Annotated in this window: 22 protein-coding genes; 20 read left to right on the forward strand and 2 right to left on the reverse strand. The window is 52.9% G+C overall.

All coding sequences use genetic code 11. The annotated features are described in order from the left end of the window. Window positions 1-8: 8 nt before the first annotated feature. The 9 genes from pxpB (at window position 9) to Q0482_RS09010 (ending at window position 8,888) form a co-directional block, all read left to right on the forward strand. A complete protein-coding gene (pxpB, locus tag Q0482_RS08970; protein ID WP_299145595.1) occupies window positions 9-722 on the forward strand; it encodes a 5-oxoprolinase subunit PxpB in 714 nt (237 codons plus the stop codon). Continuing rightward, window positions 719-1,720, forward strand: a complete 1,002-nt coding sequence (locus Q0482_RS08975; RefSeq protein WP_299145597.1) for a biotin-dependent carboxyltransferase family protein — start codon at window positions 719-721, stop codon at window positions 1,718-1,720. The genes pxpB and Q0482_RS08975 overlap by 4 nt, the downstream gene beginning before the upstream one ends. 2 nt (window positions 1,721-1,722) lie before the next feature. Continuing rightward, entirely contained in the window at window positions 1,723-2,145 is a 423-nt protein-coding gene (locus Q0482_RS08980; protein WP_299145599.1) for a biotin/lipoyl-containing protein, read from the forward strand. After that, window positions 2,145-3,518, forward strand: a complete 1,374-nt coding sequence (locus Q0482_RS08985; protein ID WP_299145601.1) for an acetyl-CoA carboxylase biotin carboxylase subunit — start codon at window positions 2,145-2,147, stop codon at window positions 3,516-3,518. The genes Q0482_RS08980 and Q0482_RS08985 overlap by 1 nt, the downstream gene beginning before the upstream one ends. A 12-nt stretch (window positions 3,519-3,530) precedes the next feature. Continuing rightward, on the forward strand, window positions 3,531-4,319 hold the full coding sequence (locus Q0482_RS08990) for a putative hydro-lyase (RefSeq protein ID WP_299145603.1): 789 nt from the start codon (window positions 3,531-3,533) through the stop codon (window positions 4,317-4,319). A 443-nt stretch (window positions 4,320-4,762) separates the two neighbouring features. After that, on the forward strand, window positions 4,763-5,431 hold the full coding sequence (locus Q0482_RS08995; protein ID WP_299145605.1) for a TerC family protein: 669 nt from the start codon (window positions 4,763-4,765) through the stop codon (window positions 5,429-5,431). A 1,044-nt stretch (window positions 5,432-6,475) separates the two neighbouring features. Beyond that, entirely contained in the window at window positions 6,476-7,672 is a 1,197-nt protein-coding gene (gene sucC, locus Q0482_RS09000; RefSeq protein WP_299145606.1) for an ADP-forming succinate--CoA ligase subunit beta, read from the forward strand. A gap of 12 nt (window positions 7,673-7,684) precedes the next feature. Continuing rightward, window positions 7,685-8,587: a succinate--CoA ligase subunit alpha gene (gene sucD, locus Q0482_RS09005; RefSeq protein ID WP_299145607.1), complete on the forward strand. Its 903-nt coding sequence runs from the start codon at window positions 7,685-7,687 to the stop codon at window positions 8,585-8,587. Window positions 8,588-8,663: 76 nt separating this feature from the next. Beyond that, a complete protein-coding gene (locus Q0482_RS09010; RefSeq protein WP_299145608.1) occupies window positions 8,664-8,888 on the forward strand; it encodes an RNA helicase in 225 nt (74 codons plus the stop codon). A 645-nt stretch (window positions 8,889-9,533) separates the two neighbouring features. Here Q0482_RS09010 and Q0482_RS09015 read toward each other — a convergent pair. Beyond that, window positions 9,534-10,235, reverse strand: coding sequence for a hypothetical protein (locus Q0482_RS09015; protein WP_299145610.1), 702 nt, complete (start codon window positions 10,233-10,235; stop codon window positions 9,534-9,536). A gap of 763 nt (window positions 10,236-10,998) precedes the next feature. On the opposite strand from Q0482_RS09015, the gene Q0482_RS09020 reads away from it, so the two are divergent. The 10 genes from Q0482_RS09020 (at window position 10,999) to Q0482_RS09065 (ending at window position 19,192) form a co-directional block, all read left to right on the forward strand. Then, window positions 10,999-11,586 (forward strand): phosphatase PAP2 family protein, encoded by a 588-nt coding sequence (locus Q0482_RS09020; RefSeq protein WP_299145612.1) that lies wholly within the window; start codon window positions 10,999-11,001, stop codon window positions 11,584-11,586. Between the two features lie 38 nt (window positions 11,587-11,624). Next, window positions 11,625-12,635: a WYL domain-containing protein gene (locus tag Q0482_RS09025; RefSeq protein ID WP_299145614.1), complete on the forward strand. Its 1,011-nt coding sequence runs from the start codon at window positions 11,625-11,627 to the stop codon at window positions 12,633-12,635. Continuing rightward, window positions 12,632-13,378, forward strand: coding sequence for a hypothetical protein (locus Q0482_RS09030; RefSeq protein WP_299145616.1), 747 nt, complete (start codon window positions 12,632-12,634; stop codon window positions 13,376-13,378). Before Q0482_RS09025 ends, Q0482_RS09030 begins: the two co-directional genes overlap by 4 nt. Continuing rightward, window positions 13,371-13,790: a spore germination protein GerW family protein gene (locus tag Q0482_RS09035; protein ID WP_299145618.1), complete on the forward strand. Its 420-nt coding sequence runs from the start codon at window positions 13,371-13,373 to the stop codon at window positions 13,788-13,790. The genes Q0482_RS09030 and Q0482_RS09035 overlap by 8 nt, the downstream gene beginning before the upstream one ends. A gap of 219 nt (window positions 13,791-14,009) precedes the next feature. Continuing rightward, window positions 14,010-14,855, forward strand: a complete 846-nt coding sequence (locus Q0482_RS09040) for a hypothetical protein (protein ID WP_299145620.1) — start codon at window positions 14,010-14,012, stop codon at window positions 14,853-14,855. A gap of 106 nt (window positions 14,856-14,961) precedes the next feature. Continuing rightward, on the forward strand, window positions 14,962-15,378 hold the full coding sequence (locus tag Q0482_RS09045; protein ID WP_299145622.1) for an OmpH family outer membrane protein: 417 nt from the start codon (window positions 14,962-14,964) through the stop codon (window positions 15,376-15,378). 317 nt (window positions 15,379-15,695) lie between these two features. Continuing rightward, a complete protein-coding gene (locus tag Q0482_RS09050) occupies window positions 15,696-16,208 on the forward strand; it encodes an HD domain-containing protein (protein ID WP_299145624.1) in 513 nt (170 codons plus the stop codon). Further along, entirely contained in the window at window positions 16,205-16,675 is a 471-nt protein-coding gene (locus Q0482_RS09055) for an 8-oxo-dGTP diphosphatase (protein WP_298027239.1), read from the forward strand. Before Q0482_RS09050 ends, Q0482_RS09055 begins: the two co-directional genes overlap by 4 nt. Then, window positions 16,672-17,727: an A/G-specific adenine glycosylase gene (gene mutY / locus Q0482_RS09060; RefSeq protein ID WP_299145626.1), complete on the forward strand. Its 1,056-nt coding sequence runs from the start codon at window positions 16,672-16,674 to the stop codon at window positions 17,725-17,727. Before Q0482_RS09055 ends, mutY begins: the two co-directional genes overlap by 4 nt. A 361-nt stretch (window positions 17,728-18,088) precedes the next feature. Next, complete coding sequence (locus tag Q0482_RS09065; protein WP_299145628.1) at window positions 18,089-19,192, forward strand: metallophosphoesterase; 1,104 nt, start codon at window positions 18,089-18,091, stop codon at window positions 19,190-19,192. A 366-nt stretch (window positions 19,193-19,558) separates the two neighbouring features. On the opposite strand, the gene Q0482_RS09070 is transcribed toward Q0482_RS09065, so the two are convergent. After that, complete coding sequence (locus Q0482_RS09070) at window positions 19,559-20,068, reverse strand: succinate dehydrogenase (RefSeq protein ID WP_291057503.1); 510 nt, start codon at window positions 20,066-20,068, stop codon at window positions 19,559-19,561. A 301-nt stretch (window positions 20,069-20,369) separates the two neighbouring features. Here Q0482_RS09070 and gyrA point away from each other — a divergent pair, with 301 nt between their 5' ends. Beyond that, on the forward strand, window positions 20,370-22,838 hold the full coding sequence (gene gyrA / locus Q0482_RS09075) for a DNA gyrase subunit A (RefSeq protein ID WP_299145630.1): 2,469 nt from the start codon (window positions 20,370-20,372) through the stop codon (window positions 22,836-22,838). Window positions 22,839-23,415: the final 577 nt, after the last annotated feature.

The raw sequence follows: 23,415 nt of genomic DNA on the forward strand, positions 1-23,415 counted from the left end.
GTGATGTTATGGAATATGAAGTAAGAAATGTGGGGGAAGCGGCGGTGCTGGTGATTTTCGGCCATACCATCAGTCCCGATATCCAGAAGAAGATACAGAGCCTTTCCGAATATACGGAAGCCCACCCCTTTGAAGGCTTTGAAGAATGCGTGGCCTCCTACACCGGACTCACAGTATACTACAACCCATGGAAGGTATTCGAAGCTTTTCCGGATAAAAGGCCGGGGGACACCATGCGGGAAAAGATGACCTCCTATATCAGGCAGGCGGAAATGGTAAAACCTTCCATTCCAAGGCAGGTAGAAATCCCTGTGTGCTATGGCGGCGTTTACGGCCCGGATCTGTCCTATGTGGCAGAGTTCCATCATATGACGGAGGAGGAAGTGGTGAAAATCCACACGTCCCCGGAGTATCTGGTGTACATGCTGGGCTTCTGCCCCGGATTTCCCTATATGGGCGGTATGGACAAAAGAATTGCCACCCCCAGGCGGGTGTCGCCTCGGCTTGCCATCCCCGCCGGCAGCATCGGCATAGCCGGCGAGCAGACAGGAGGGTATCCCCTTTCTACCCCCGGCGGCTGGCAGCTCATCGGCCGTACGCCGGTGGATATGTTCCGCCCCCATAACCAGGAGGAACCTACCCTCTTAAGAGCGGGGGACCATGTCCATTTCCGTGCGGTGACAGAGGAAGAATACAGGAAAATCCGGGGTGAGAAATCATGATTCATATAGCGAGCCACAGTCTGGTCACCACCATCCAGGACCTGGGACGGGTGGGATACCAGAAATACGGCATTAACGTGTCCGGTGCCATGGATCCCCTGTCCCTTCGGGCGGCCAACCTGCTGGTGGGGAATGAGGAAGGGGCCGGCGCCATTGAAATGACACTCATCGGCCCGGACATGACCTTTGAGGAAGATACCCTCCTTGCCCTGACCGGCGCAGACCTTTCGCCCAATATCAAGGGCATACCGGTGCCCATGTACCGGCCGGTGGCGGTGAAGGCGGGCACCGTGCTCTCCTTCGGCCGTCCCCGTCTGGGCGTCCGGGGCTACATGGCGGTGGCAGGAGGCTTTACGGTGCCCTATGTCATGGGAAGCCAGAGCACCTACGCCAGGGCAGGCATCGGCGGCTTTGAAGGACGGCCCATCCGGGCGGGAGATTCCGTGCCCACCGGTGAGCCTTCGGAAAAGGTGAAGAAATACATGAAGTCCCTGCTGGATGGGAAAAATTTCGGGTGGCCTTCCTGGTTTGCCGGGAACTTCTACATGAATGAAAAGAGCCTGCGGGAACCTATCCGCTATACCGAAGGGCTCCAGTACGACAATTTCACAGAGAAAAGCCATCAGCTTCTAAATGAAGGCCACTACATCGTCACCGCCAATTCCGACCGCATGGGATACCGTTTGAGCGGCCCGAAACTGGGGCTTACGAGTCCTTTGGAAATGATTTCCGAAATGTGCGCCCTTGGCACCATCCAGGTACCGCCGGAAGGCAATCCCATCATCCTCATGGCGGAGCACCAGAGCTGCGCCGGCTATCCGGAAATCGGGCAGGCCGCCCTGGTGGACATAGGACGGATTGCCCAGAAAGGTCCGAAGGATACCATCTGCTTCAAAAAAATCAGCAGGGAAGAAGCGGAAGATGAATTTATATTTATGGAGAAAAAAATGAGGGAAATCAGGGAAGGGATTTCCTATAGAACCGGCTGGGGGGAATAGGAATGGATAAAGAACAGTTGAAATCACTGGAAGAGATTGTGCGTCTCTTTAACGAAGGGGGACTTTCTAAAATGAAGGTCACCCTGGAGGGACTCTCGGTGGAGCTGGAAAAGAACGGAGCGCCGCCTCTTTCCGCTCCGGCAGCGGCTCCGGCGGCAGAAGAAAAGAAAGAGACCGGCGCCCTCATTACGGTGACGGCGCCGCTGGTAGGGGTCTTCTATGCATCCCCAAGCCCCGATGATGCGCCCTATGTAGCCATAGGGGACAGGGTGTCGGAAAACAGCACCCTCTGCCTCATCGAATCCATGAAGGTATTCACAGAAATTCCGGCGGGAGTTTCCGGCGTGGTGGAAGAAATCCTTGTCCACTCCGGCGACTATGTGGAGTATGACCAGCCTCTTTTCAAAATCAGGACCGTGAAATAATGCTGAGAAGAGTGAACAGGGTTTTGATAGCCAACCGCGGAGAAATCGCCCTCCGCATTATCAAAGCCTGCAGAAATACGGGAAAAACCTCTATCCTGGCTTATTCCAAGGCAGACAGAAACACCATTCCCGTGGAAGAGGCGGATGAATCTATCTGCATCGGGCCCCCGCCGGCCCAGCAGAGCTATCTGTCCATCCCCGCCCTTTTGACCGCTGCCCGTCTCACCATGGCCGACGGCATCCATCCGGGCTACGGCTTCCTTTCTGAAAACGGCACCTTTGCCCGCCTCTGCGAAGAAAGGGGGCTCATCTTCATCGGCCCTCGGGCGGAAACCATCTGGGAAATGGGGGACAAAGCAAGGGCCAGAAGCCTTATGAAATCGGTAGGCGTACCGGTGATACCGGGAAGCGACGGTATCATCCACTCCGAAGAGGAAGGCATAGCTGCTGCCCGTCGCATCGGCTACCCCGTCCTCATCAAAGCCTCCGCCGGCGGCGGCGGCAAGGGCATGCGGGAAGCGGATGATGAAGAAGAGCTGAAAAAGAATATGAAAGAGGCCTCCACAGAAGCGCTGAAGGCCTTCGGGAACGGTGACATTTACCTGGAACGGTTCTTCCGGAAAGTGCACCATGTGGAAGTGCAGATTATGGCGGACCGGGAAGGCCATGTGGCGGCTCTTGGTGAAAGGGACTGCTCCTCCCAGAGAAACCACCAGAAAATGATAGAAGAGTCCCCGTCCCCCATCATGGATGAAACCCTTCGGCAGAAGATGGAAGAAGCGGCGAAAAAAGCAGCCCGGGCTTCGAACTATGTAGGCGCCGGCACTGTGGAATTCATTGTCACGCCGGACAGGGATTTCTATTTCATGGAAATGAATACAAGAATCCAGGTGGAGCACGGCGTTACCGAAGAAGCCACCGGCACGGAACTGGTGGAAACCATGATACGCATTGCCGACGGAGAGTCCCTTCCCTGGAAGGAAGATCTTACGCCCCAGGGCTGGACCATGGAGTGCCGCATTAATGCGGAAAACCCATTCCGCGGATTCGCCCCGTCGCCGGGACGGCTCCTCACTTTTGAGGTGCCGAAGGGCGAAGGCATCCGCGTAGATACCGCCATGCGCCGGGGCGCTGAAATTTCCCCCTTCTACGATTCCATGATTGCTAAACTCATTGTTCATGACGATACCAGGGAAAAGACAAGGAAGAAAATGAAGGAAGCCCTCTCTGCTTTCCATATCAAAGGGGTATCCACCAATATTCCCCTCCAGAAGGCCATCATATCATCCAAAGCCTTTGCGGAAGGAGAAGTGGACACCACCTATGTGGAAAGGCATCTCAAGGAATTCCTGCAATCCGCGGAAAACGGATAGAAAGGAGATATCATGGATTACGGAAACTGGAAACCGAAGGATGTACGGAAACTGATTCGGGAAGGAAAAATCACCGGACAGACCAGCGGCATGTGCAATGGCTACGCCCAGGCCAATCTGGCCATCCTGCCCAAAAGTCTGGCCTTTGACTTTCTCCTCTTCACCCAGCGGAACAGGAAACCCTGTCCCCTTCTGGACGTGACGGAAGCAGGCAATCCGGAGCCGAAGCTGGCAGCTCCCGGCGCGGATATCCGCTTCGACATCCCGAAATACCGCATTTACAAAAAAGGCGCCCTTACCGATGAAGTGACAGACCTTTCGGGCTATTGGCAGGACGACTATGTGGCCTTCCTTCTGGGCTGCAGCTTCTCCTTTGAAAGTCCCATGATTGAAGATGGCCTGGACGTGCGCCACATCACCGACCATCACAATGTACCTATGTACATCACCAACATCCCCTGCGTTCCCGCCGGCGTTTTCCACGGCCCCATGGTGGTATCCATGCGTCCCATGAAACCGGCCGACGCTATCCGCGCCGTGCAGATTACCACCCGCATGCCCTTCGTCCACGGAGCCCCCATCCATCTGGGAGATCCCTCGGCCATCGGAATCAAAGACATAGACAAGCCGGACTTCGGTGACCCATCGGAAATCAAAGAAGGCGAAATCCCCGTCTTCTGGGCCTGCGGCGTTACACCCCAGGCAGCAGCCATGACCGTAAAGCCGGACATTATGATTACCCACGCCCCGGGCCACATGTTCATCACCGATATCTTGAACTCCAAACTGGCTATTATGTGAGGAAACCGGGAGTTTCCGGTTTCTTGGTTCCCGGGGCATTCCCGCGGCAGTCATTCTGGACGCAGCGAAGAACCTCGGTAAGCGCCGTAAGTAATAGAAACGCCAGTACATACCGGCAGTAAGGATAGCATGCTAAACGACTCTTTCTCCTCCCCAGACCGGTCATTCTGAGCGGAAGCGAAGAATCTTGGTAAGAGTCGTAAATGATAGAAACGTCAGTAAATACCGGCAGTTCGGGAAGCGAAAGGAATGACTCTCCCGCCCCGCCGTAAGTGGTAGGAATCTGAAGTCTGACGTCTGAAATCTAATTTCTATCGTCTATCGTCTAATCCCTCCCCCATTTGACAGAGCAGGCAGAACGGCTATAATAAGGACTGACAGTTATTCATTGAAAAGAAACGGCAGTGAATCGTGCCGTTTCTTTTATTGTGAAAGGGAAAACGATGGAAATATTTACAATGCAGTTCTGGCTCAGCGTGGGAGCCATTATATTGATGGACTTATCCCTGGGCGGCGATAATGCGGTAGTCATTGCCATGGCCTCCAACCGCCTCCCCGGAAAGGAGCGGAAGAAAGCCATTCTTATCGGCACCATAGGTGCCGTAGGACTCCGCATGGCCCTTACCTTCGTGGCCGTATGGCTCCTCACCATCCCCTACCTCCAGGTACTGGGCGGCATCCTCCTTATCCCCATTGCCATCCATCTCGTGGCGCCGGGAGAAGAAGACCCGCACATCGAAGCCTCCGATAACCTGTGGAGCGCGGTGAAAACCATTATTCTGGCGGATTTCCTCATGTCTATCGACAACATCCTCTCCGTAGCCGGCGCCGCCAATGGAGACTTCCTCCTCGTAGTCTTCGGCCTCATGGTAAGCATTCCCATTATCGTCCTGGGAAGCCAGCTCATAGGGAAAGTGCTTGACCGCTTCCCCTTCCTCATGTATGCCGGCGCCGCCATGATCGGCTGGACCTCCGGCACCATGTTCCTCCACGACAAAGCCCTGGGTCCTGTGATTACAGCCGCCGCAGGAAACCGGATAGAAATGGGACTCCCCGCCCTCCTGGCAGCAGCGGTATGCCTCATAGGCTGGTGGAAGAGCCACAGGAAATAAAGCACCACAAAAAGGCCTCACAGATATCTGTGAAGCCTTTTTACATGGAAAAGCATACAGGACAGGGGAGACATCCATTATCCTGCAATCTCCTGGCCTATGTATGCTTTTTATTCCATTGGTTTCAGTGCACTGAAGGAGAAACCGCTTCCGCCTCCATCCCCTCCCTCCTGCTCCATGGATGGGCGCCTGCAGGATTGCTGAGGGGACTTCACCGGTGCTGTTTCTATATGGATAGTCATGGGGGAGGGGAAGAAGTATCAGGGGAGAAAAAGGCACAGATTTATTCATCGGTTCGGCTCTTCATAAAATGATGGCTCTGCATATTTGGACGTACCCTGCGATATTTGCATTCCTTCCCGCCGACTGGTACTTAGCAGCGTTTCTGCCATTTACAGTACTTACCGAGATCCTTCACTTCGTTCAGGATGACTAGTGGGAGGCGGGAAGGAGAGTACGTAACGCTGGCTATAAAATTGCGGCGCAGCAGCCCCCTCTGAATCATTATCCCAATGTGATGATTCTATCCTCCATTGCCCGCATCCCTTACCGAAAGAAGGGGACTAAAAGAACAAAAGAAACTCCTTCCCGCCGACTGGTATTTAGCGGCGTTTCTGTCACTTACAGTACTTACCGAGATCCTTCGCTTCGCTCAGGATAACAAGTGGACAAGTGGGGCGGGAAGTAAAGTACGTAACGCCGTCTAAATACTGCGGTGCAGCCGCTGCCATCACCCTCACAGCCGTAGGCTCCGTCAAACTTTAGAAACCTCCGGACGAAGGCCGGTACATCTTTAGAGCCCTTTTGCACCCAATGGGCGCACCCCAGTATACTATCCCTTTTTCTCACTATACCCCATATAGGCTATGCTAATTTCGCAAAGAGTACCTTATTTATGGGATATCACCTTTTTTGCTGACACATAAGGTGATATGATAGGAAATGTAATTTGATAAACGAAAAAGAGGGAGGCGTTGATTTCATGTCTGCTTCTCTACTGGAACCGCAGTGGCGGTTCTTTCATTTCCGAAAAGGGGGATGTTTATGAATATACATGAATATCAGAGCAAGGCCATTATGAAGGAATATGGCATCCATGTGCCTGAAGGGTATCCTGCATTCACCGTGGAGGATGCGGTGGCTGCTGCGAAGCGTATCGGCACGCCGGTGGTGGTAGTGAAGGCGCAGATTCATGCCGGCGGCCGCGGCGAGGCGGGGGGCGTGAAGCTGGCCCATTCACTGGATGAGGTGCGGAAGTATGCGAAGGCCCTTTTGGGCAGCACTCTGGTGACCCGACAGACAGGGCCCCAGGGGAAGAAGGTGAACCGCCTTCTCATTGAAGCGGGCGCCCATATTAAGAAGGAATATTATATTTCCTTTGTGGTGGACCGGGAGTCCCGCTGCGTGGTGATGATGTGCTCCGAATCCGGCGGCATGTCCATCGAAGATGTGGCTGCGGAAAATCCGGATGCTATCCTGAAGGAATATATCGACCCGGCCATCGGTCTGGCCGATTTCCAGGCAGTCCGCATGGCCTATGCTCTCCACATGGAGCAGGCGGTGGTGCCGAAGGCGAAGACTTTTATGAAATATCTGTACAAGCTCTTCGTGGACAAGGACTGCTCCCTGGCAGAGTGCAACCCGCTGGTGGTGACAGAGGAAAATGAAGTGCTGGCACTGGATGCGAAGCTGAATTTTGATGACAGCACCCTGTCCCGTCATCCGGAAATCGTGGCTCTCCGGGATATTACGGAGGAGGACCAGAAGGAAAGGGAGGCCGCGGCAGAAGGACTGAACTATGTCAATCTGGGCGGTGATGTGGCCTGCATGGTGAACGGTGCGGGCCTTGCCATGGCGACGGTGGATATTATCAAGGAAAACGGCGGGGAACCGGCCAATTTCCTGGATGTAGGCGGCGATTCCACACCGGAGAAAATTGTGGCGGCCTTCAAAATCATGCTGGAGGACGACCAGGTCCATGGCATTCTGATTAATATTTTCGGCGGCATCAATAAGTGCGACGTCATTGCCACTGGTATCGTGGAGGCGGCGGCTCTCCTTTCCGGCGGGAAGGAAGAGTTCCCCATCCCCGTGGTGGTTCGTCTGGAAGGCCGGAACGTGGAAAGAGGACGGGAAATTCTCCATAAAGCGAATATCGTGAACCTTTTCCCTGCCTCTTCCATGGATGAAGGGGCTAAGATGGTTATCCGTTTGGCCAAAGAACAGAAGGAAAAGAAATAAGGAGGGTCGGTCATGAGTATATTAATCCATAAAGATACAAAGGTCATTGTACAGGGCATTACAGGAAAGGCCGCCCGTTTCCATACGGAGCAGATGCAGGCTTACGGTACGAACATTGTAGGCGGTACGGCGCCGGGGAAGGCAGGCCAGGTATGCTGCGGCGTGCCTGTATTCAATACCGTCCGGGACGCCGTGGCAGTGACCGGTGCCAATGCTTCCGTCATTTTCGTGCCTGCCCCCTTTGCGGCAGACGCCATTCTGGAAGCAGTGGAAGCAGGCCTTGAGCTGGTGGTGTGCATTACGGAACATATCCCGGTGGAAGACATGGTGAAGGTACACCGCTACATGGAAGGAAAGAAGACCCGTCTCATCGGGCCGAACTGCCCGGGCATCATTTCCGTGGGAGAAGCGAATATCGGCATCATTCCCTCCCAGATTTATAAAAAGGGCCATGTAGGCGTGGTGTCCAAGTCCGGCACCCTCACCTATGAAGCCACCTTCCAGCTCACCCAGGCCGGCATCGGCCAGACCACTGCCATCGGTATCGGCGGCGACCCTATCAAGGGCATGGATTTCATCGATACCCTGAAGCTCTTCAATGAGGACCCGGAAACGGAAGCGGTGCTCATGATCGGTGAAATCGGCGGCAATGCAGAAGAAAGGGCGGCTGCATGGATTCATGAAAACATGAAAAAGCCGGTGGCTGCCTTCATCGCAGGCCGCATGGCACCTCCAGGAAAACGCATGGGCCACGCCGGCGCTATCATTTCCGGCGGCAAGGGCACGGCGGCTGAAAAGATTGCAGCCCTGAACGCCGTAGGCATCCCAGTGGCAAAGACTGTGGCAGATATCGGTGAGACCGTGATTCAGCTCCTGAAGGAAAAGGGAATCTACGAAGACTGCCATACCTGCTGAAAAGGAAATCATACTTGACGAAGCCGCTCCTTTCCGCTATTGTAAGATTATAATGTATGAAGCGGAGGAAGGCAGTATGTTTTCAAAATTTCAGGATTTCCTGCTGGTGGTGGTTCTCTTCTACTCTATCTACCGTATCGGCTTTGGCGAAGGGGTCACTACGGTGAACCTTTTCATCCTTCTCTGTGCCGTAGTGGCTGTCATTTCCATGGCCCTCAAACGGACCGGCGCCTATGACCGGGCTCACAAGCAGAGAGAAGAGGCTATGAAGAAAAAAGAGGAGGGAAAAAAAGAGCTCTGATGAGCTCTTTTTTAGTGGGCTGGTGGGCTGGTGGACCAGTGGGATAGTGTATTAGTGAGATAGTGGGACAGTGAGGGTGGCTGTCGGCTTTCGGCTGTCAGCTTTCTGCTGGAAGGGGCTGCGCGGAGTGCTGAAAATAGATCTGAAAGAACTGACGCCGCTATCCACCGCCCGCTCTGGCGACAACAGCGGCCGGGTTCTAAGGTGTTCGCTTTATGTGCAGGCTATGCTCAAATAAGAGCCCGGCTCAGAAGCCCTCTGCAGGGCTTCGGCCTTCCAGAGGAAGGGGGCTCTGGAAGTACGTCATGCAGCATTTGTGACACAAAGGGGAAGCACGTAACGCAGACTATATATTGCGGCGCAGCCGCCACCACAACCCTCGCAGCCGCAGGCTGTGTCAAACTTTAGAACCTTTAGAACCGACGGCGCCACAGGCGCCGTCAACCTTCCCCTCTGAACCCGGCCCCCTTTGGTGCCTGCGGCACCACCTTCCCCCCGCAAGCGGTGGGACAATTGTGTGGGGAGGCAACCCTCTGAACCCGGGCGCAAAGCGGCCCATGTAAACTTGCGGCGTAGCCGCCACCACAACCCTCAGCGTCCAAAGGACGCTGTCAAACCTAAGAACCCTCGCCCGCAAAGCGGGCGTCAAACTTTAGAACCTTCTACGCCCGCAGGGCGCGCTATAGCCATTTCTCCAAAGGGAATGCCCCTGGTGTCCTGCTTATGGTCGGAAATGAAAAGGGCAAGGAGGACATGGTCTTCTTTTTCCAGGATGACGGCGGTGATGTAGACGAGCTGGGTCATGCCGCCCTGGGTGAGGAGGAAGCTGGCGGTACCCTGGGTGTAGGGCGATTCACCATCTTCCGATTTTTCTTCCCAGCCCGTGAATTGGCGGAGACGGATGTGGGAGTTGTCCCTGTTGGTAATGGATGAGAGCCTGTTTTCCGGAAGGTTTTCTTTCAAGCGGTCTTTCCATAATTGGTATTCTTCCCTGGGCAGCAGGAGGCAGACTCGGTAGCCGCCGTAGTAGCGGCGGCCCTGGCAGCGCACCAGCTCCAGGGATGTGTCACGGCCCAGGGAGACGATAAGGGAGGCCAGTTCTTCCTCATATTCCGGATGGGCGGGGAAAAGGGGGAGGGCGTCCAGCTCCCGGGCCAGTTTTTCTTCCAGGTCCTCCCGTGCAAAGAACTCTTTCATCTTCTTCCCTATAAAGCTGTCGTCCGCAGAGGTGACGGTAATGGATGTTTCCATCATTCTGGCATAGCGGGTAGAAAAGGTGAGGGCATTCAAAAGAATAATGCCCACCACCGCCAGGATGGAAGCCAGGGTAATCAGTACTTTTCTCATAGTAATCCTTTCTTGTGGATTCATTATAGCATGGAGGCGCTGGCGGCGCCTTCCCGCCGGCTGGTATTCCTTAGTGAGCTGGTGGGCTGGTGAGCTAGTGTTCTGGTGTTTTGGTGTTCTAGTTACAGGCACTATCGGCATGTACTGCAGTGCTTCTCCGCCGACTGGTATTTATCGGCCTGTGAGTTACTGCTGCCGCGTACCGAGAATTCTTCTCGCTTCACTTAGAATAACGAGCCCGTCGGGAAGTAAAGTACGTAACGCTGACTTTATAATCATTGCCGCGAAGCAGCAATCCTCAACCCTCAGCGGCCAAAGGCTGCTGTCAAACCTAAGAATCTTAAGAACCTTCTGGCCTTCAGGCCCGTCAACCTTTCTCCTTGGAACCCTCTGACCCCTCACGCTGCAGGCGTGTCCAATAGCAATCAATCACCCTCTGAACCTGCTTTTCTACACAATCTTCGGGCCTTTCAGGCCCGTCCCCCCTTTTGGTACTTTGTACCACCTTTACCCAAAGGGAAGCGTGTCACACGATTCTCAGGTCGCTCTGCTCCCCTACAGCACGGCTATCACCGACTCACAATATTTTGCGCGTCACTGCGTTCCTTCAAAATATGTTCGCTGGTGTGACTCGTGTTCCCTTGCCACCCCGCAGGCGGGGGCACAATAAAACAGGTCCTTTCGCCCTCTTTTGTCAAACAAAGGGTATTATGATAAAATTAAAAATAGTAAATAGGCTTCTGCAAGGAAAGAGGTGCTTTTCATGAATCCGGATTTGGATATGGTACGAAAAATCAACGGGCTGGCTGGGAAGGTCAGGCCTTTTGATCTGATGATGGATCTCATAGCCCGGTACGGTCACTGGGCCTTTGTGATTTACGGGCTGATTTTGTGGTTTTCTCCGGGGAAGGACAGGGAGATGCGGCGGCGCTGCTGTATCCTTTCTTTCCTGGGGGTGTGCATTGCGTCTCTGGTTTCCTTTGGTATCGGGAAGCTGTGGTTCAGGAAGCGGCCTTTTACCAGGGATTACAGGATATGGAATTTTACGGGCCATAAGGCCAATGCGTCTTTTCCCAGCAATCACACCATGAATGGAGCGGTGGTGGTGCTGCAGCTTCTGTCCATGGGCATGAAGGGGTCGAAGCTTATGGCCCTGATGGGCGCCATCCTTGCTTTTTCCCGTCTCTTTGCAGGGGTTCATTATCCCAGCGATCTTTTGGGCGGCGCTGCGGTGGCGGCGCTGGTGCACCGCCTGCTGAACCGGCCTGCCTTTGCGCCTTTTATCACTTTTGTCACTATGATTTCATCTTTTATCAGCGATGAAGTGATTTTGAAAATCAGAGGGCGGTGAGTCATGTGGCAGGGGAAAGTGTTGATACGGGAAGCAAAATGTCCATTATGCGGATCGTGCAGGTCCTCCTTAGGGAGTCGGACCGGGAGCATCCGCTGACCCAGCAGGAAATCCTTGATTTCATGGAGAAAAAGTATGGCATGACAGTGAGCCGGCGATCCATTGGACGAAATCTGAGCCGTCTGAAGGAGGCAGGTCTTCCGGTGGTATGCCGGGAGGTGACCCGGGTGGTGAACGGGAAGGAAGCGTCCCTTTCGCTGGACTGGTACTGGGATCATATAGTATCCCAGGATGAGCTGAAGGCGCTCATCGACCTTCTCTATTTCTCCCACCTTCCTGCCCAGCAGGTACGGCAGCTCACGGAAAAACTGAAGAAGCTGCAGAGCCGCACTTTTTCCGATGAAAAGGATAATGTGAAGAACCTGCCTTCCCCGGGAAAGCCGGCGGAGGCGGGGGAGGCTCTTACCCTCCTTTTCCGGGCTCTTTCCCAAAAGAAGCGGGTATCCTTCTACTATGACCATTATGAAGCGGATGGCAAGCGGCATCACGGGTACACGGTGTCCGGCGAGGACAGGCTTTACAAGGTCAGCCCCTATCAGATTACCGCTTCCGATGACCGATATTTCCTCCTCTGTAACGAGGAAGGCAGCGAGGACATATCCGTATTCAAGGTGGATATGATGACCGATGTGACGGTACTGGAGGAGCCGGCGCGGCTGCAGAAATCGCTGAAGGGCCTGGGGGCGGGAGAGAAAATCGGAGATTTCCTTTTTTCCGCTCACAGCATCTATACCGGCCGCCCGGTGCTCTGCAGCTTTGAGGCGGACTGGCATCTCATGAGCGACATTATGGATGATTTCGGCCGTTCCGCCCGCCTGCTCTCTGCCCGCCAGGACCTGGTGACTGTGGAAGTGACCATCCCGGCTTCCGCTATGAAGGCCTGGGCCCTGAAGCATGCGCCGCTGGTGAAGGTGACAGCGCCGTCGTACCTGGTGAAGGAGGTCAAGGAGGCGGCGGACGGGCTGAGCCGCCTCTATGGATCGCCATGATATTCGTTTATGGGACGACCATTTTCCTGGCGCTTGTATTCCTTCTGCTGCTGGTGCCCCTTTCCTATACCCTGTCCTTTGAAAGATGGAAATTGGACATTAAAGTGTGCTGGCTCTGGGGGCTGATTTCCAAAGGTCAAACCTTCTCTTTCTATAAGCCCGAAGATGAAAGCGGGGAGCCGGTGGAGGAAGGAGCACTGGCGGAGCTGGATGAAACCCTGGATGCCTGGGAGGAGACCCTGACAGCCGGTGAAAAAGAAGAAGCGCCATCGGAGAATGGGAAAAAAGAGGAAATAAAGGAAATAGAGACGCCCGCTTCTCCGGTTCAAGAAGAGGAGCCGCCTTTGGAAAAGGAAGAAGAACCGGCAGCCCATGAGAAGAGCCATCCTTCCTACCTGGCACAGCTCCTCTTTGCCTTAGATAGTGGCCTTGCAGCCCGCTGCTTGCAGGCGGCAGGAAACCTGATTTCCCATGGGTTCATCAGAAAATGGCATGTGGAAGGAGGCCTGGGGCTGGGGGATCCCATGCATACGGGCATCCTCTGCGGTCTCTTCTATGCCTTCCTGCCAGGAGGGGCGGAGGAAATTTCCTGGAATTATGTGGATAAGGAATGTACTCTTTCCGGATATGGCCGGGGACGGCTCATTCCATTATATGTACTGTATATACTTTTAAAGCTTGCCCTGTCCAAACCGGCAAGGGAATTCTGGCATTTCAGACAAGGGGGAAATGACAATGGATGATGAAGTAAGAAAGCAGATTTTTGACGATTTCAAAAAAATGATTACCACCGAATCGGTGGTAGGGGAGCCTATTTACCTGGGTGATGCCACCATCGTTCCCTTCGTGGATATTTCCTTCGGCTTCGGCAGCGGCGCCCACGGCGGCACCACCTCCGGCGGCGCAGGCGGCGGAAAGGTGACCCCTACGGCAGTGCTCATTATGAAGGGGGAACGGGTGGAACTCTTCTCCATCAAGAATGCCTCCGGCAACGGGACTATCGATAAGGTGCTGAACATGGTGCCGGAAGTGATTTCCCACTTTACGAAGAAGAAAGAAAAGAAGGAAGAAGTCCGGGAAGCGGCCCTGAAGGAAGCAAAAGAAGCCATGGCAGAAGAAGCGGAAACAGCAGCCATCGAGGCGAAAGGGGAATAAGAACGGGCAGCGGCCTTCGGCCGGGACCCTGCCCTCCGGACAGGGCTGTGACTTCGTCAGGGCTAAGGCTGTCTGAATGTAATTGGTGATATTATAATGATGGGTTCTTCCTGCTATTAAATTTCAGCGGGTAACATTTAAGAAAAATAAATTATATCAACAATGTGATTAACTGAATTGATTAGAAAGTGGTTGTTCAGCGTTATAGAGGAGAAGCATATGAAAAAAGCTTTTGCTGTACTAGCAAGTATATTTTTAGCAGGTACCGTTTTAACTTCTGCTACGGCTTCTGAACCTACGTCAGAAAAGAGAAATGTCAATATCTACTATTATGTTCAGGATTCCATATTAAAAGCGCAGAATAGTGATGGCAATATGGCGGCTGCCAAAAATGAATTTGAAAATGATGTTAAGGAATACTATGGAAAGAGATTTAATGTTCAGTCTGTTCAGCCATATCCTCAAGATATGGTAGCCCCGGAAAAAGCAGAAAAATTTATGGAAGAAAATAAGGATCCTTTTATCATAACAATCGAATTAGAAGGGACTGGAGTTAGAACCGAGCATTATCAAAATGCTTATGGCGCTCAGTCTGAAGGGATTTCCCCAACAGTAAAAGTACATCTAAAAGAAGGGGATAAGGATATCTCAGATAATAAAGTGTATGCATTTGACTATGGTACGGTTGAGTACGGAAAAGGAACGTTTGCATTAGGACGTGATATTTTTGTAGTTGATAAAGATCCACGTAGAAATGTAAAAGACTCCGTTAAAGCACGAATGAGAGATGCTTGCACATTTAATATGTCTGGGATAAATGAGTATGCAAATCCATTTGAATATTCTCTTGAGGTTGCTAGATTCAAGGGTGACTTTAAAACGCTGACGGAAGTTCGGGAGAAGTTTGTTCAAAATCTCGAAATGCAAATTCATAAATTTGAAAATTGGATGAAGGATGATCCTGTATACTCTGTGTATTATCCTGAATTTGAAAAATTTTCTGACCAACAAAAACTTGTTTACATTAATGGGCTGATTCAAGCAGGGATATATAAAGTATCATAATACTCTCGATATTTTAGTTATTGACATTGGAGAAATGCTAGATTAGAATAAATTCATAGCCAATAACAATAATGTCGATACTTGTTAGTAGTATTAGGAGGAATATATGAAAATGAACAAGGCAGTAGCAGCAGTGGCTGCTGGAATGATTGCATTTGGTGGGATGTTCTCTGTTTCCGCAGCAGGAATTGGTTATGTGAATTTAAATTATGTAATGTCAGCTCATCCTAAAATGCAGAAAGCACAACTGGATATGAAAGCGGCTAACCAGAAAGCGGGAGAAAGTTTTAAGAGCCGCACTGCTGGAAAGACGGATCAGGAAAAGCAGCAGATTGCTAATGAGTTGGAAAAAGATTTGCAGCAAAAGGAACAGTCTCTTTTCCAGCCAATTATGAATGATGTTAGAAAAGCTATCCAGCAGGTTCGCCAGGAAAAGGGCCTTGACATTATCCTTGAACAGGGCGCAGTCGTAGATGGCGGCGTAGACGTCACTTCCGCAGTAGCCCAGAAGCTTTCCAAATAAGAAATGATTGAAAAGTACCGCAACCCGTTGGCTGCGGTATTTTTATTTTCGAAAAGTTTCGTTATAATAGGAACATGGAGCCTGGCAGGCCTGTATGGACTGGCTGGCGCCCAATCCTGCGGGAGCTTCTAGCCCCTGGCTTTTAGCAACTAGGAAGGCTCTACAGCTTGCGGCGTAAATGATTACCGGATATATCGGATGGATAACGCCGCAGGCGGATCAGTTTTCCTGGAAGCTAGCAGCTAACAGCTGGAAGCCCCCGCGCAAGTGACGCTAACCGTACCCCGTATTACGTTCAAATAAAGGAGACCACCATTATGGATCAATTGACCGCTTTATGCAAAGCTATGATTACCTACGACAAGGGGGATCCCCGGAGGATTCACCATTTCCTGAAGGTTCACGCTTTTGCTGCCCAGATCGGCAGGGAGGAAGGGCTCGATGAGAAGACCCTCTTCCGCCTGGAAGCAGCTGCTTATGTGCATGATATCGGCATTCATGAAGGAGAGAGACGGTTTGGCAGGAATGATGGCCAGATCCAGCAGGAACTGGGGCCTGATGAAGCCCGTCCCATGCTGGAAGAACTGGGATTTGAAAAGGAGGACATTGACCGTATCTGCTGGCTGGTGGCCCATCACCATTCCTACGGCAGTATCGACGGCCCGGACGCCCGGATTCTGGCGGAGGCGGATATGCTGGTGAACCAGTATGAGGACGGCGCGCCGCTGAAGCAGAACGAAGCCCTTTACCACCGCCTTTACAGGACGGAAGCGGGAAAGAGGATGTTCCGGGAACTCTATTTTGAAACCTATGAAGGAATCAAAAAGTGAGGGATACATCCCTGGTGTACCCGGTGCGGGAGGACGGCGCCATCCTTCTGGGCCGCAAAAGGCGGGGCATGGGATACGGGAAATGGAACGGATTCGGCGGTAAAATCGAGGCCGGCGAAACCATGCGCCAGTGTGCCTGCCGGGAGCTTTTTGAAGAGTGCGGTCTGGTGATGGAGCCGGAAAAACTGGTCATGGCGGCGGATCTCTATTTCCACCAGCCATCGGATCCCGAATGGTCCCATGCAGGCATCGTATACTTTGCCCGGGGCTGGAAGGGGACACCCCATCTTTCCGATGAAATGGAACCCCGCTGGTTCAGCGTAAAAGATTTCCCCTATGAAGACATGTGGATGGCAGACAGGGTGTGGCTCCCCATGATTCTATGGGGAAAGAAAATCCGGGGCACCATCTATTTTGCAGAAGACGGAGAGACCGTCTATGATTATGATTTCCGGGAGATGACATGATGGATGAGAAGAAACCGGCCAGGAACTGGCCGGAAAAGCTCCTTACCTGGTTCGATGGACATAAAAGAGACCTCCCCTGGCGGGAGGACAAGCCCAGGAACCCTTACCATGTGTGGATTTCGGAAATCATGCTGCAGCAGACCAGGACGGAAGCGGTGAAGCCCTATTTCAACAGCTGGATGGAAAGATTTCCTACCATCCATGACCTGGCAGAGGCGGATGAAGCGGACGTGCTTCACCAGTGGCAGGGCCTTGGCTACTACAGCCGCGCCCGGAATATCCATAAAGCAGCCCGGGAAATGGAAGAAACCTACGGCAGCCGCCTCCCTGATGACAAGGCGAAAATCCTTGCCCTTCCGGGAATCGGAAGCTACACCGCCGGCGCCATCCTCTCCATGGCCTACGGGAAAAAGGAAGGCGCCATAGATGGCAACGTGCTTCGGGTCTATGCAAGGCTTTACCAGGTGGAAGAAGACATCCTGAAAAGCCGGGGCAGGAAGAAAATAGAGAGCCTTGTGGAAGCCACTCTGCCGGATCGGGCGGGAGACTTCAATGAAGCCCTGATGGATTTGGGAGCGGAAATCTGCATTCCGAAAAATCCAAGGTGCAGCGCCTGCCCTCTGGCAGGAGAATGCCTGGCCTTTAGAAATGGAAAGGAAAAGGAACTCCCTTTCCGTACGCCAAAGAAGCCGCCTAAAGAAGAGCAGGCAGCCTGCGGCATATGGATCAGGGAGGGCAGGGTGCTCCTTCATAAAAGACCTTCAAAGGGCATGTTGGCCTCCATGTGGGAATTCCCCATGGTTTTGGCAGAAAAGGAAGAAGACGCCAGAAAGGGACTGGAACAGCTTCTCTGCGGGAAAACGGAAGACTGTCTCTGGATTTACAAGCATGTCTTCACCCATCGTATCTGGCACATGAAGGCCTATCCCGTTAAAGAAGGGGCTGTGCCGGAAGGAGAATACCGCTGGTTTTCACCGGAAGAATACAGAGAAATCCCCCTGGCCGGTCCCCACGCCAGACTGGCGGCGTTTGTGGAGAAAATGGTGGACTAGTGGGCTGGTGAGCTGTTGAGTTAGTAGGCTGGTGTGCTGGTAAAATCATACAACCACGCCTGCGGCGCGATGAAAAAATACCGAAAGAGGCTCTGGCAGTACGTCATGCAGCATTTGTGACACAAAGGGGAAGCACGTAACGCAGGCTATATATTGCGGCGCAACCGCCACCACAACCCTCGCAGCCGCAGGCTGCGTCAAATTTAGAACCTTAAGAACCTTCTGAACCCGGCCCCCCTTTGATGCCTGCGGCACCACCTTCCCCCCGCAAGCGGGGGGACAATCATGTGGCGCCGTCAACCTTCCTGTCTGAATCCGGCCGCGAAGCGGCCTAAAGGATGTGATACCATTGTTTGAACGGATGATACTGATGATTTTCTCCCTGCTGGGAATCCTGAACGGCGCCTTTCTGGCCTTCATTCTCCGGCGGAGACGGTTTTATTTCTATATGGCAGGAAGCTGGCTTCTTTCCTTCCTTCCTGCCGGCTATTTCCTCTGGTACGCCAGAGGTTATGACGGCCTGGGACTCTGGTCTCTGTGGCTGGGATATACGGCCTGCGGGATCATGGTGGCTGAAATCGTATCTCTTCCCTGCCTTTTCCTTCTGTCGCTCCTGTCCATTTCAAAAAAGCTCCGGAAGGGGAGCCGGGTGCTGTCGCTGGCTGCCATCTGCACTGCGGCGGCTATTGGTATCTATGGCTCCGTAGACGGCAATACCAGGGAGCAGGTGGAACATCTGGATGTGTATGTGGAGGGCCTTCCTGCTGCCTTTGAAGGCTATAAGGCAGCCCAGATGACGGATACCCACATTGGTCCCTATTTCCGGTATACCGACCTTCCCGGGGAGATTGACCGGGCCCGGCAGGAAGGGGCACAGGTGCTTTTCTTTACGGGAGACCTTATCGACGATATACGTCATATGCCGGAGGCGGCAGATACGCTGTCGGAGAAGTATGCTGCCTTTCCGGACGGCATTTACTATGTGTGGGGAAATCATGAGTATTACCGGGGAAAGGATTACATTGAAAGTAAACTCCTGAAGACGCCGGTGAAGATGCTGGTGAATGAGCATGGCACCATCGAAAGGGACGGGGCATCTCTCTATGTGGCAGGGGTGGATTATCCCTGGTCACGGGGAAAGGCCATGGAAATAGAAATGGATTCCATGACCGATGAGGCTTTCCGGGGTATTCCGGAGGGAGCGCCGGTGGTCTTCCTGGCCCATCATTCCGCTTTCCTTGATGAGGGCTTCCGGAAAGGAGCTGCCATTACCCTCACCGGCCATACCCATGGCACCCAGTTCGGCCTTTTCGGCAGGCCCATCATTACGCCCTTCACCTATACCCGGGGGCTTTACAGTGACGGCAGAAATATGGGCTATGTATCCCGGGGAGACGCCAGCTGGTTCCCCTTCCGCTTCAGCTGTTCCAGGGAGCTTGTGATTATTACGTTCCACAGGAAATAAAAAGGAAATGTGAAATCTATCAGACAGACAGGCAATCAGACATCAGACGCTCCACTGCACTATGTCATTTCGACCGCAGCTGGTCAGCCGACAATAGGAAAGCCTTTTATTGGGCAGGCTAGAGGCCAACTTCGGCTGACTTGGAGGTCCTATGCAGGACCTCCACAGAGTGGAGAAACCTCACTGGTCTACGCTGTGTGGCTGCGGTGTTCCTCCCGCCTTCCTGTCGGGCTCCCCGGTGTCTGACGCCTGGCCGTCTGCATGTCTCTTTCCTTTATCATTTTGAAACTATCCAAGAGGTATAATAAATAAAAAAGGCGTTGAAGAAATGATTGCACATTTCTTCAACGCCTTTTCCTATAAAGTTCAGCTCTTGGAGGAGGACAGGGTGGTGTCGATTTTATTTTCCGGCTTTTGGGAAATCTGCACGATTTCGCTCCGGATCTGCTCCATTTCATCATTATTGTCCTGGGTGAGGACGGTCAGGGTGACATCGGTCTTGTCGGCATTGGTGAGAGGAGTCTCAATGGTTTTGGATATGGTGTTGTAGGACAGGGCGATTTCCTTGCCTCCCTTGGCAGGGGTAATCACCAGCCGCCCGCCGTCTACGGTGCCGGTGCCGGAAAGGGAGCCGTTCACTTCCCTGCTTCCCTGCTGTACCTTATGGTCTACGGTAATGGTTTTGTCGTCGTTTCTTGTAAAGGTGACGGTTTCCAGATTTCGTATATGGTCGCCGGACCAGTTCACGCCGGCATCCTGCACGCCCCACCAGGTGCCCTGCCATGGACCGCCGCTGATGAAATGGACGTAGGCAAAGTAGCCGCCGCCTCCCAGAAGCAGGATGGCAATCACCATGGCTGCCAGGTATTTTTTCATTCTTCCACATCCTTCAGTTAAAAAAGAGTATATACCCTATTATATAAAAAATGGGGAACGAAAAAAAGGGAGATTTTTATAAAATATGGAAGCACCGGCGGCAAATATTTCTTAAAAGGGCTTTTGACGGATTAAACGGTTTTAAGCCTTCGTATAAGAAAATGGCAGAAACGCGTATAAATGGCTTTAAATGGCGCTGGGAGCGGTTTTATGGTATAATACTTACAAGCAAAGTAAGTTCCCAAAGGACTGACAGGGCTTCCTGAAGTCCTTATTTTTATGCCTCATCAAAGGAGGAACTATGGATTCCATTGAATGGAAGGAAGGAAAAATCATCAATACCCCGCTGGAAGGGCAGATGAAAAATTCCTATATTGACTATGCCATGTCCGTCATCGTCACCCGTGCGCTGCCGGATGTACGGGATGGTCTGAAGCCGGTGCACCGCCGCATTCTCTATGCCATGAGTGAAGCAGGCATGCTCCCGAACAAGCCTTATAAGAAATCCGCCCGTATCGTGGGCGATGTTCTGGGTAAATTTCATCCCCACGGCGATTCGGCGGTATATGAATCCGCTGTCCGCATGGCCCAGGATTTCTCCACCCGTTATCCTCTGGTAGACGGCCACGGCAACTTCGGCTCCATCGACGGCGACTCTCCGGCGGCTATGCGTTATACGGAAATGCGTATGTCCAAAATCACCCTGGAAATGCTCCGAGATATTGACAAGAATACCGTGGACTTCATGCCCAACTACGACGGTTCCCTGCAGGAACCGGTGGTACTGCCTTCTCGTATTCCGAACCTTCTGGTGAACGGCTCCTACGGTATCGCCGTAGGCATGGCCACCAATATCCCGCCCCACAACCTTTCGGAAGTGGTGGATGGCCTGTCCGCCATGATTGACGACCCCGATATTTCCATCGACGGCCTCATGAAATACATCAAGGGCCCCGATTTCCCAACCGCCGGTATCATTATGGGCCGGAAGGGTATCGAGGATACCTACCGCACCGGCCGCGGCTCCATTACCGTCCGGGCGAAAACGGCCATCGAAGATATGCAGAAAGGCAAGCACCGCATTGTGGTCACCGAGCTTCCCTACCAGGTGAACAAGGCCCGCCTCATTGCGTCCATTGCAGACCTGCAGCGGCAGAAGGTGCTTGACGGCATTACCATGCTCCGGGACGAATCAGACCGCACAGGCATGCGTATCGCCATCGAACTCCGTGCCGACGTGAGCCCGGAAATCATGCTGAACAACCTGTTCAAACATACCCAGATGCAGATTAATTTCGGCGCCATCATGCTGGCCCTGGTGGACGGCCATCCCCGTATCCTGAACCTGAAGCAGATTCTTTACTACTACCTGAAACACCAGGAAGAAGTCATTACCCGGAGAAGCCGGTTCGAACTGGACAAAGCCAAAGCCAAAGCCCATATCCTGGAAGGCCTGCTCATTGCCCTTGACCATATCGACGAAGTCATCCGTACCATCCGCGAATCTAGAACCGATGAAATCGCAAAGAACGCCCTTATGAGCAAGTTTGACCTGTCCGATAAGCAGTCCACCGCCATCCTGGACATGCGTCTCCGCCGCCTCACCGGACTGGAAAGAGACAAACTGGAAGCGGACTACAAGGATGTGAAGGAAACAATCGCTTACCTGGAAGACCTCCTCTCCAGCAGGGATAAAATCATGAACGTGGTGAAGGAAGAACTGCAGGACGAGAAAAAGAACTTCGGCGACGACCGCCGCACCGAAATCACCGACGCACAGGAAGATTTCACCATCACCGACCTGGTGCCCGACGAACCCATGACCATCACCCTCACCAAGCAGAACTACATCAAACGCATGGACTCTGCGGACATCCGGGTACAGAGAAAGGGCGGCCGCGGCGTGTCCGGCATGAAGATGAAGGATGAGGACTATGTATGGAAGATCCTGAACACCTCCACCCATAACCGCATCCTCTTCTTCACCAACTACGGCAAAGTGTACATGAAGACCGCCATCGACCTGCCGAAATCCGGCCGTACCGCCAGAGGCAGCGCCCTCATCAACTACATCCCCAGCCTTTCCAAGGGCGAAAGGGTGACGGAGCTTCTGGATATTGACGCTGCCGGAGAAGATACGAAGTACCTCCTCATGGTGACCAAGAAGGGCTATGTGAAGAAGACGGAAATCGCGGAATACAGGAACATCAACAAGAACGGCCTTATCGCCATCCGCCTCAATGAAGGGGATGAACTGGTGACAGTGCTCCGCGTGAAAGGTGACGAAGATGTTATCCTGGGCACCCGCTTCGGCATGGCCATCCGCTTCTCCATCAATGACAACGAAGTCAGGTCTCTCGGCAGAGCCGCTGCCGGCGTCCATGGCATCCGCCTCTCCGACGTAAAGGGTGTGGAAGATGAAGTGGTAGGCGCTGTCATTGCTGCCGATAAAGACATCTTCACCATCTCCGCCGACGGCAACGCCAAGAGGAACAAGGCCGATGCCTATCGCATCCAGGGAAGAAACGGCATGGGTGTCCGCAACTTTAAGAAAGGCTTCGAAGTGGTGGCTCTGGTGGCTGCCGATGATAATGATGAACTGGTAGGGGTTTCCGAGCAGGGCATCACCATCAAGACCAAGGCCAGCCAGATTACAAGCAAGAAAGCCAAAGCAGGCCAGGGCGTCATCCTCCAGAGACTGGAAGACGGCGACCGCATCGCATCCATCGACGTCCTTTCCGGTGATACGGAAGACGAAGAGGAAGAATAAAAGAAATCCTTCCATGAAATAAAGAGGCAGTGAAGAAATAACAATCCTTTCTTCACTGCCTCTTTTGTGCTGCTCTATATTCACGGAAAAACTTTTGAAATGACGGTAAGCTGCCTGCCACCGTCGTCATCTCAAGCGGGGCTTCCTGTGGGCATGGAATCAATGAACGGGGACTCTATGGAAACTCTGAGCCGAGAAATCTTCCTGCACAATGCAGCTTATGCCATTGTGCAGGGGCCTTTGGCAGTACGTCATGCAGCGTTTGTGACACAAAGGTGAATCCCGTAACGTCAGGCTCCTTACGGTCAAGCGATTAAAAGGAAAGCCCTTTTATGTGCAGGCAAAGGGCCAATGTCGCTTGACTTGGCAATCCTATGCAGGATTGCCACCTGTTGGAAGGAGCTCCGTGGAGCGGTGAGGATAGGCCTTTGCCCGGCAAAGGCGCCGCCGACAGGCGGCTTTACAACTGACTCAAAATAGGCCCCTGCAGGGCCTTGGCTTTTTGCGGGACGCACTGATTCATGTTAGAGCCCGGCAAATATAGCCATTTTTAGCCCGTCAAATTTAGCCAATTTTA

Source organism: uncultured Dialister sp., assembly GCF_937959425.1.
In the GTDB taxonomy this organism is placed as follows: Bacteria; Bacillota; Negativicutes; order Veillonellales; family Dialisteraceae; genus Dialister.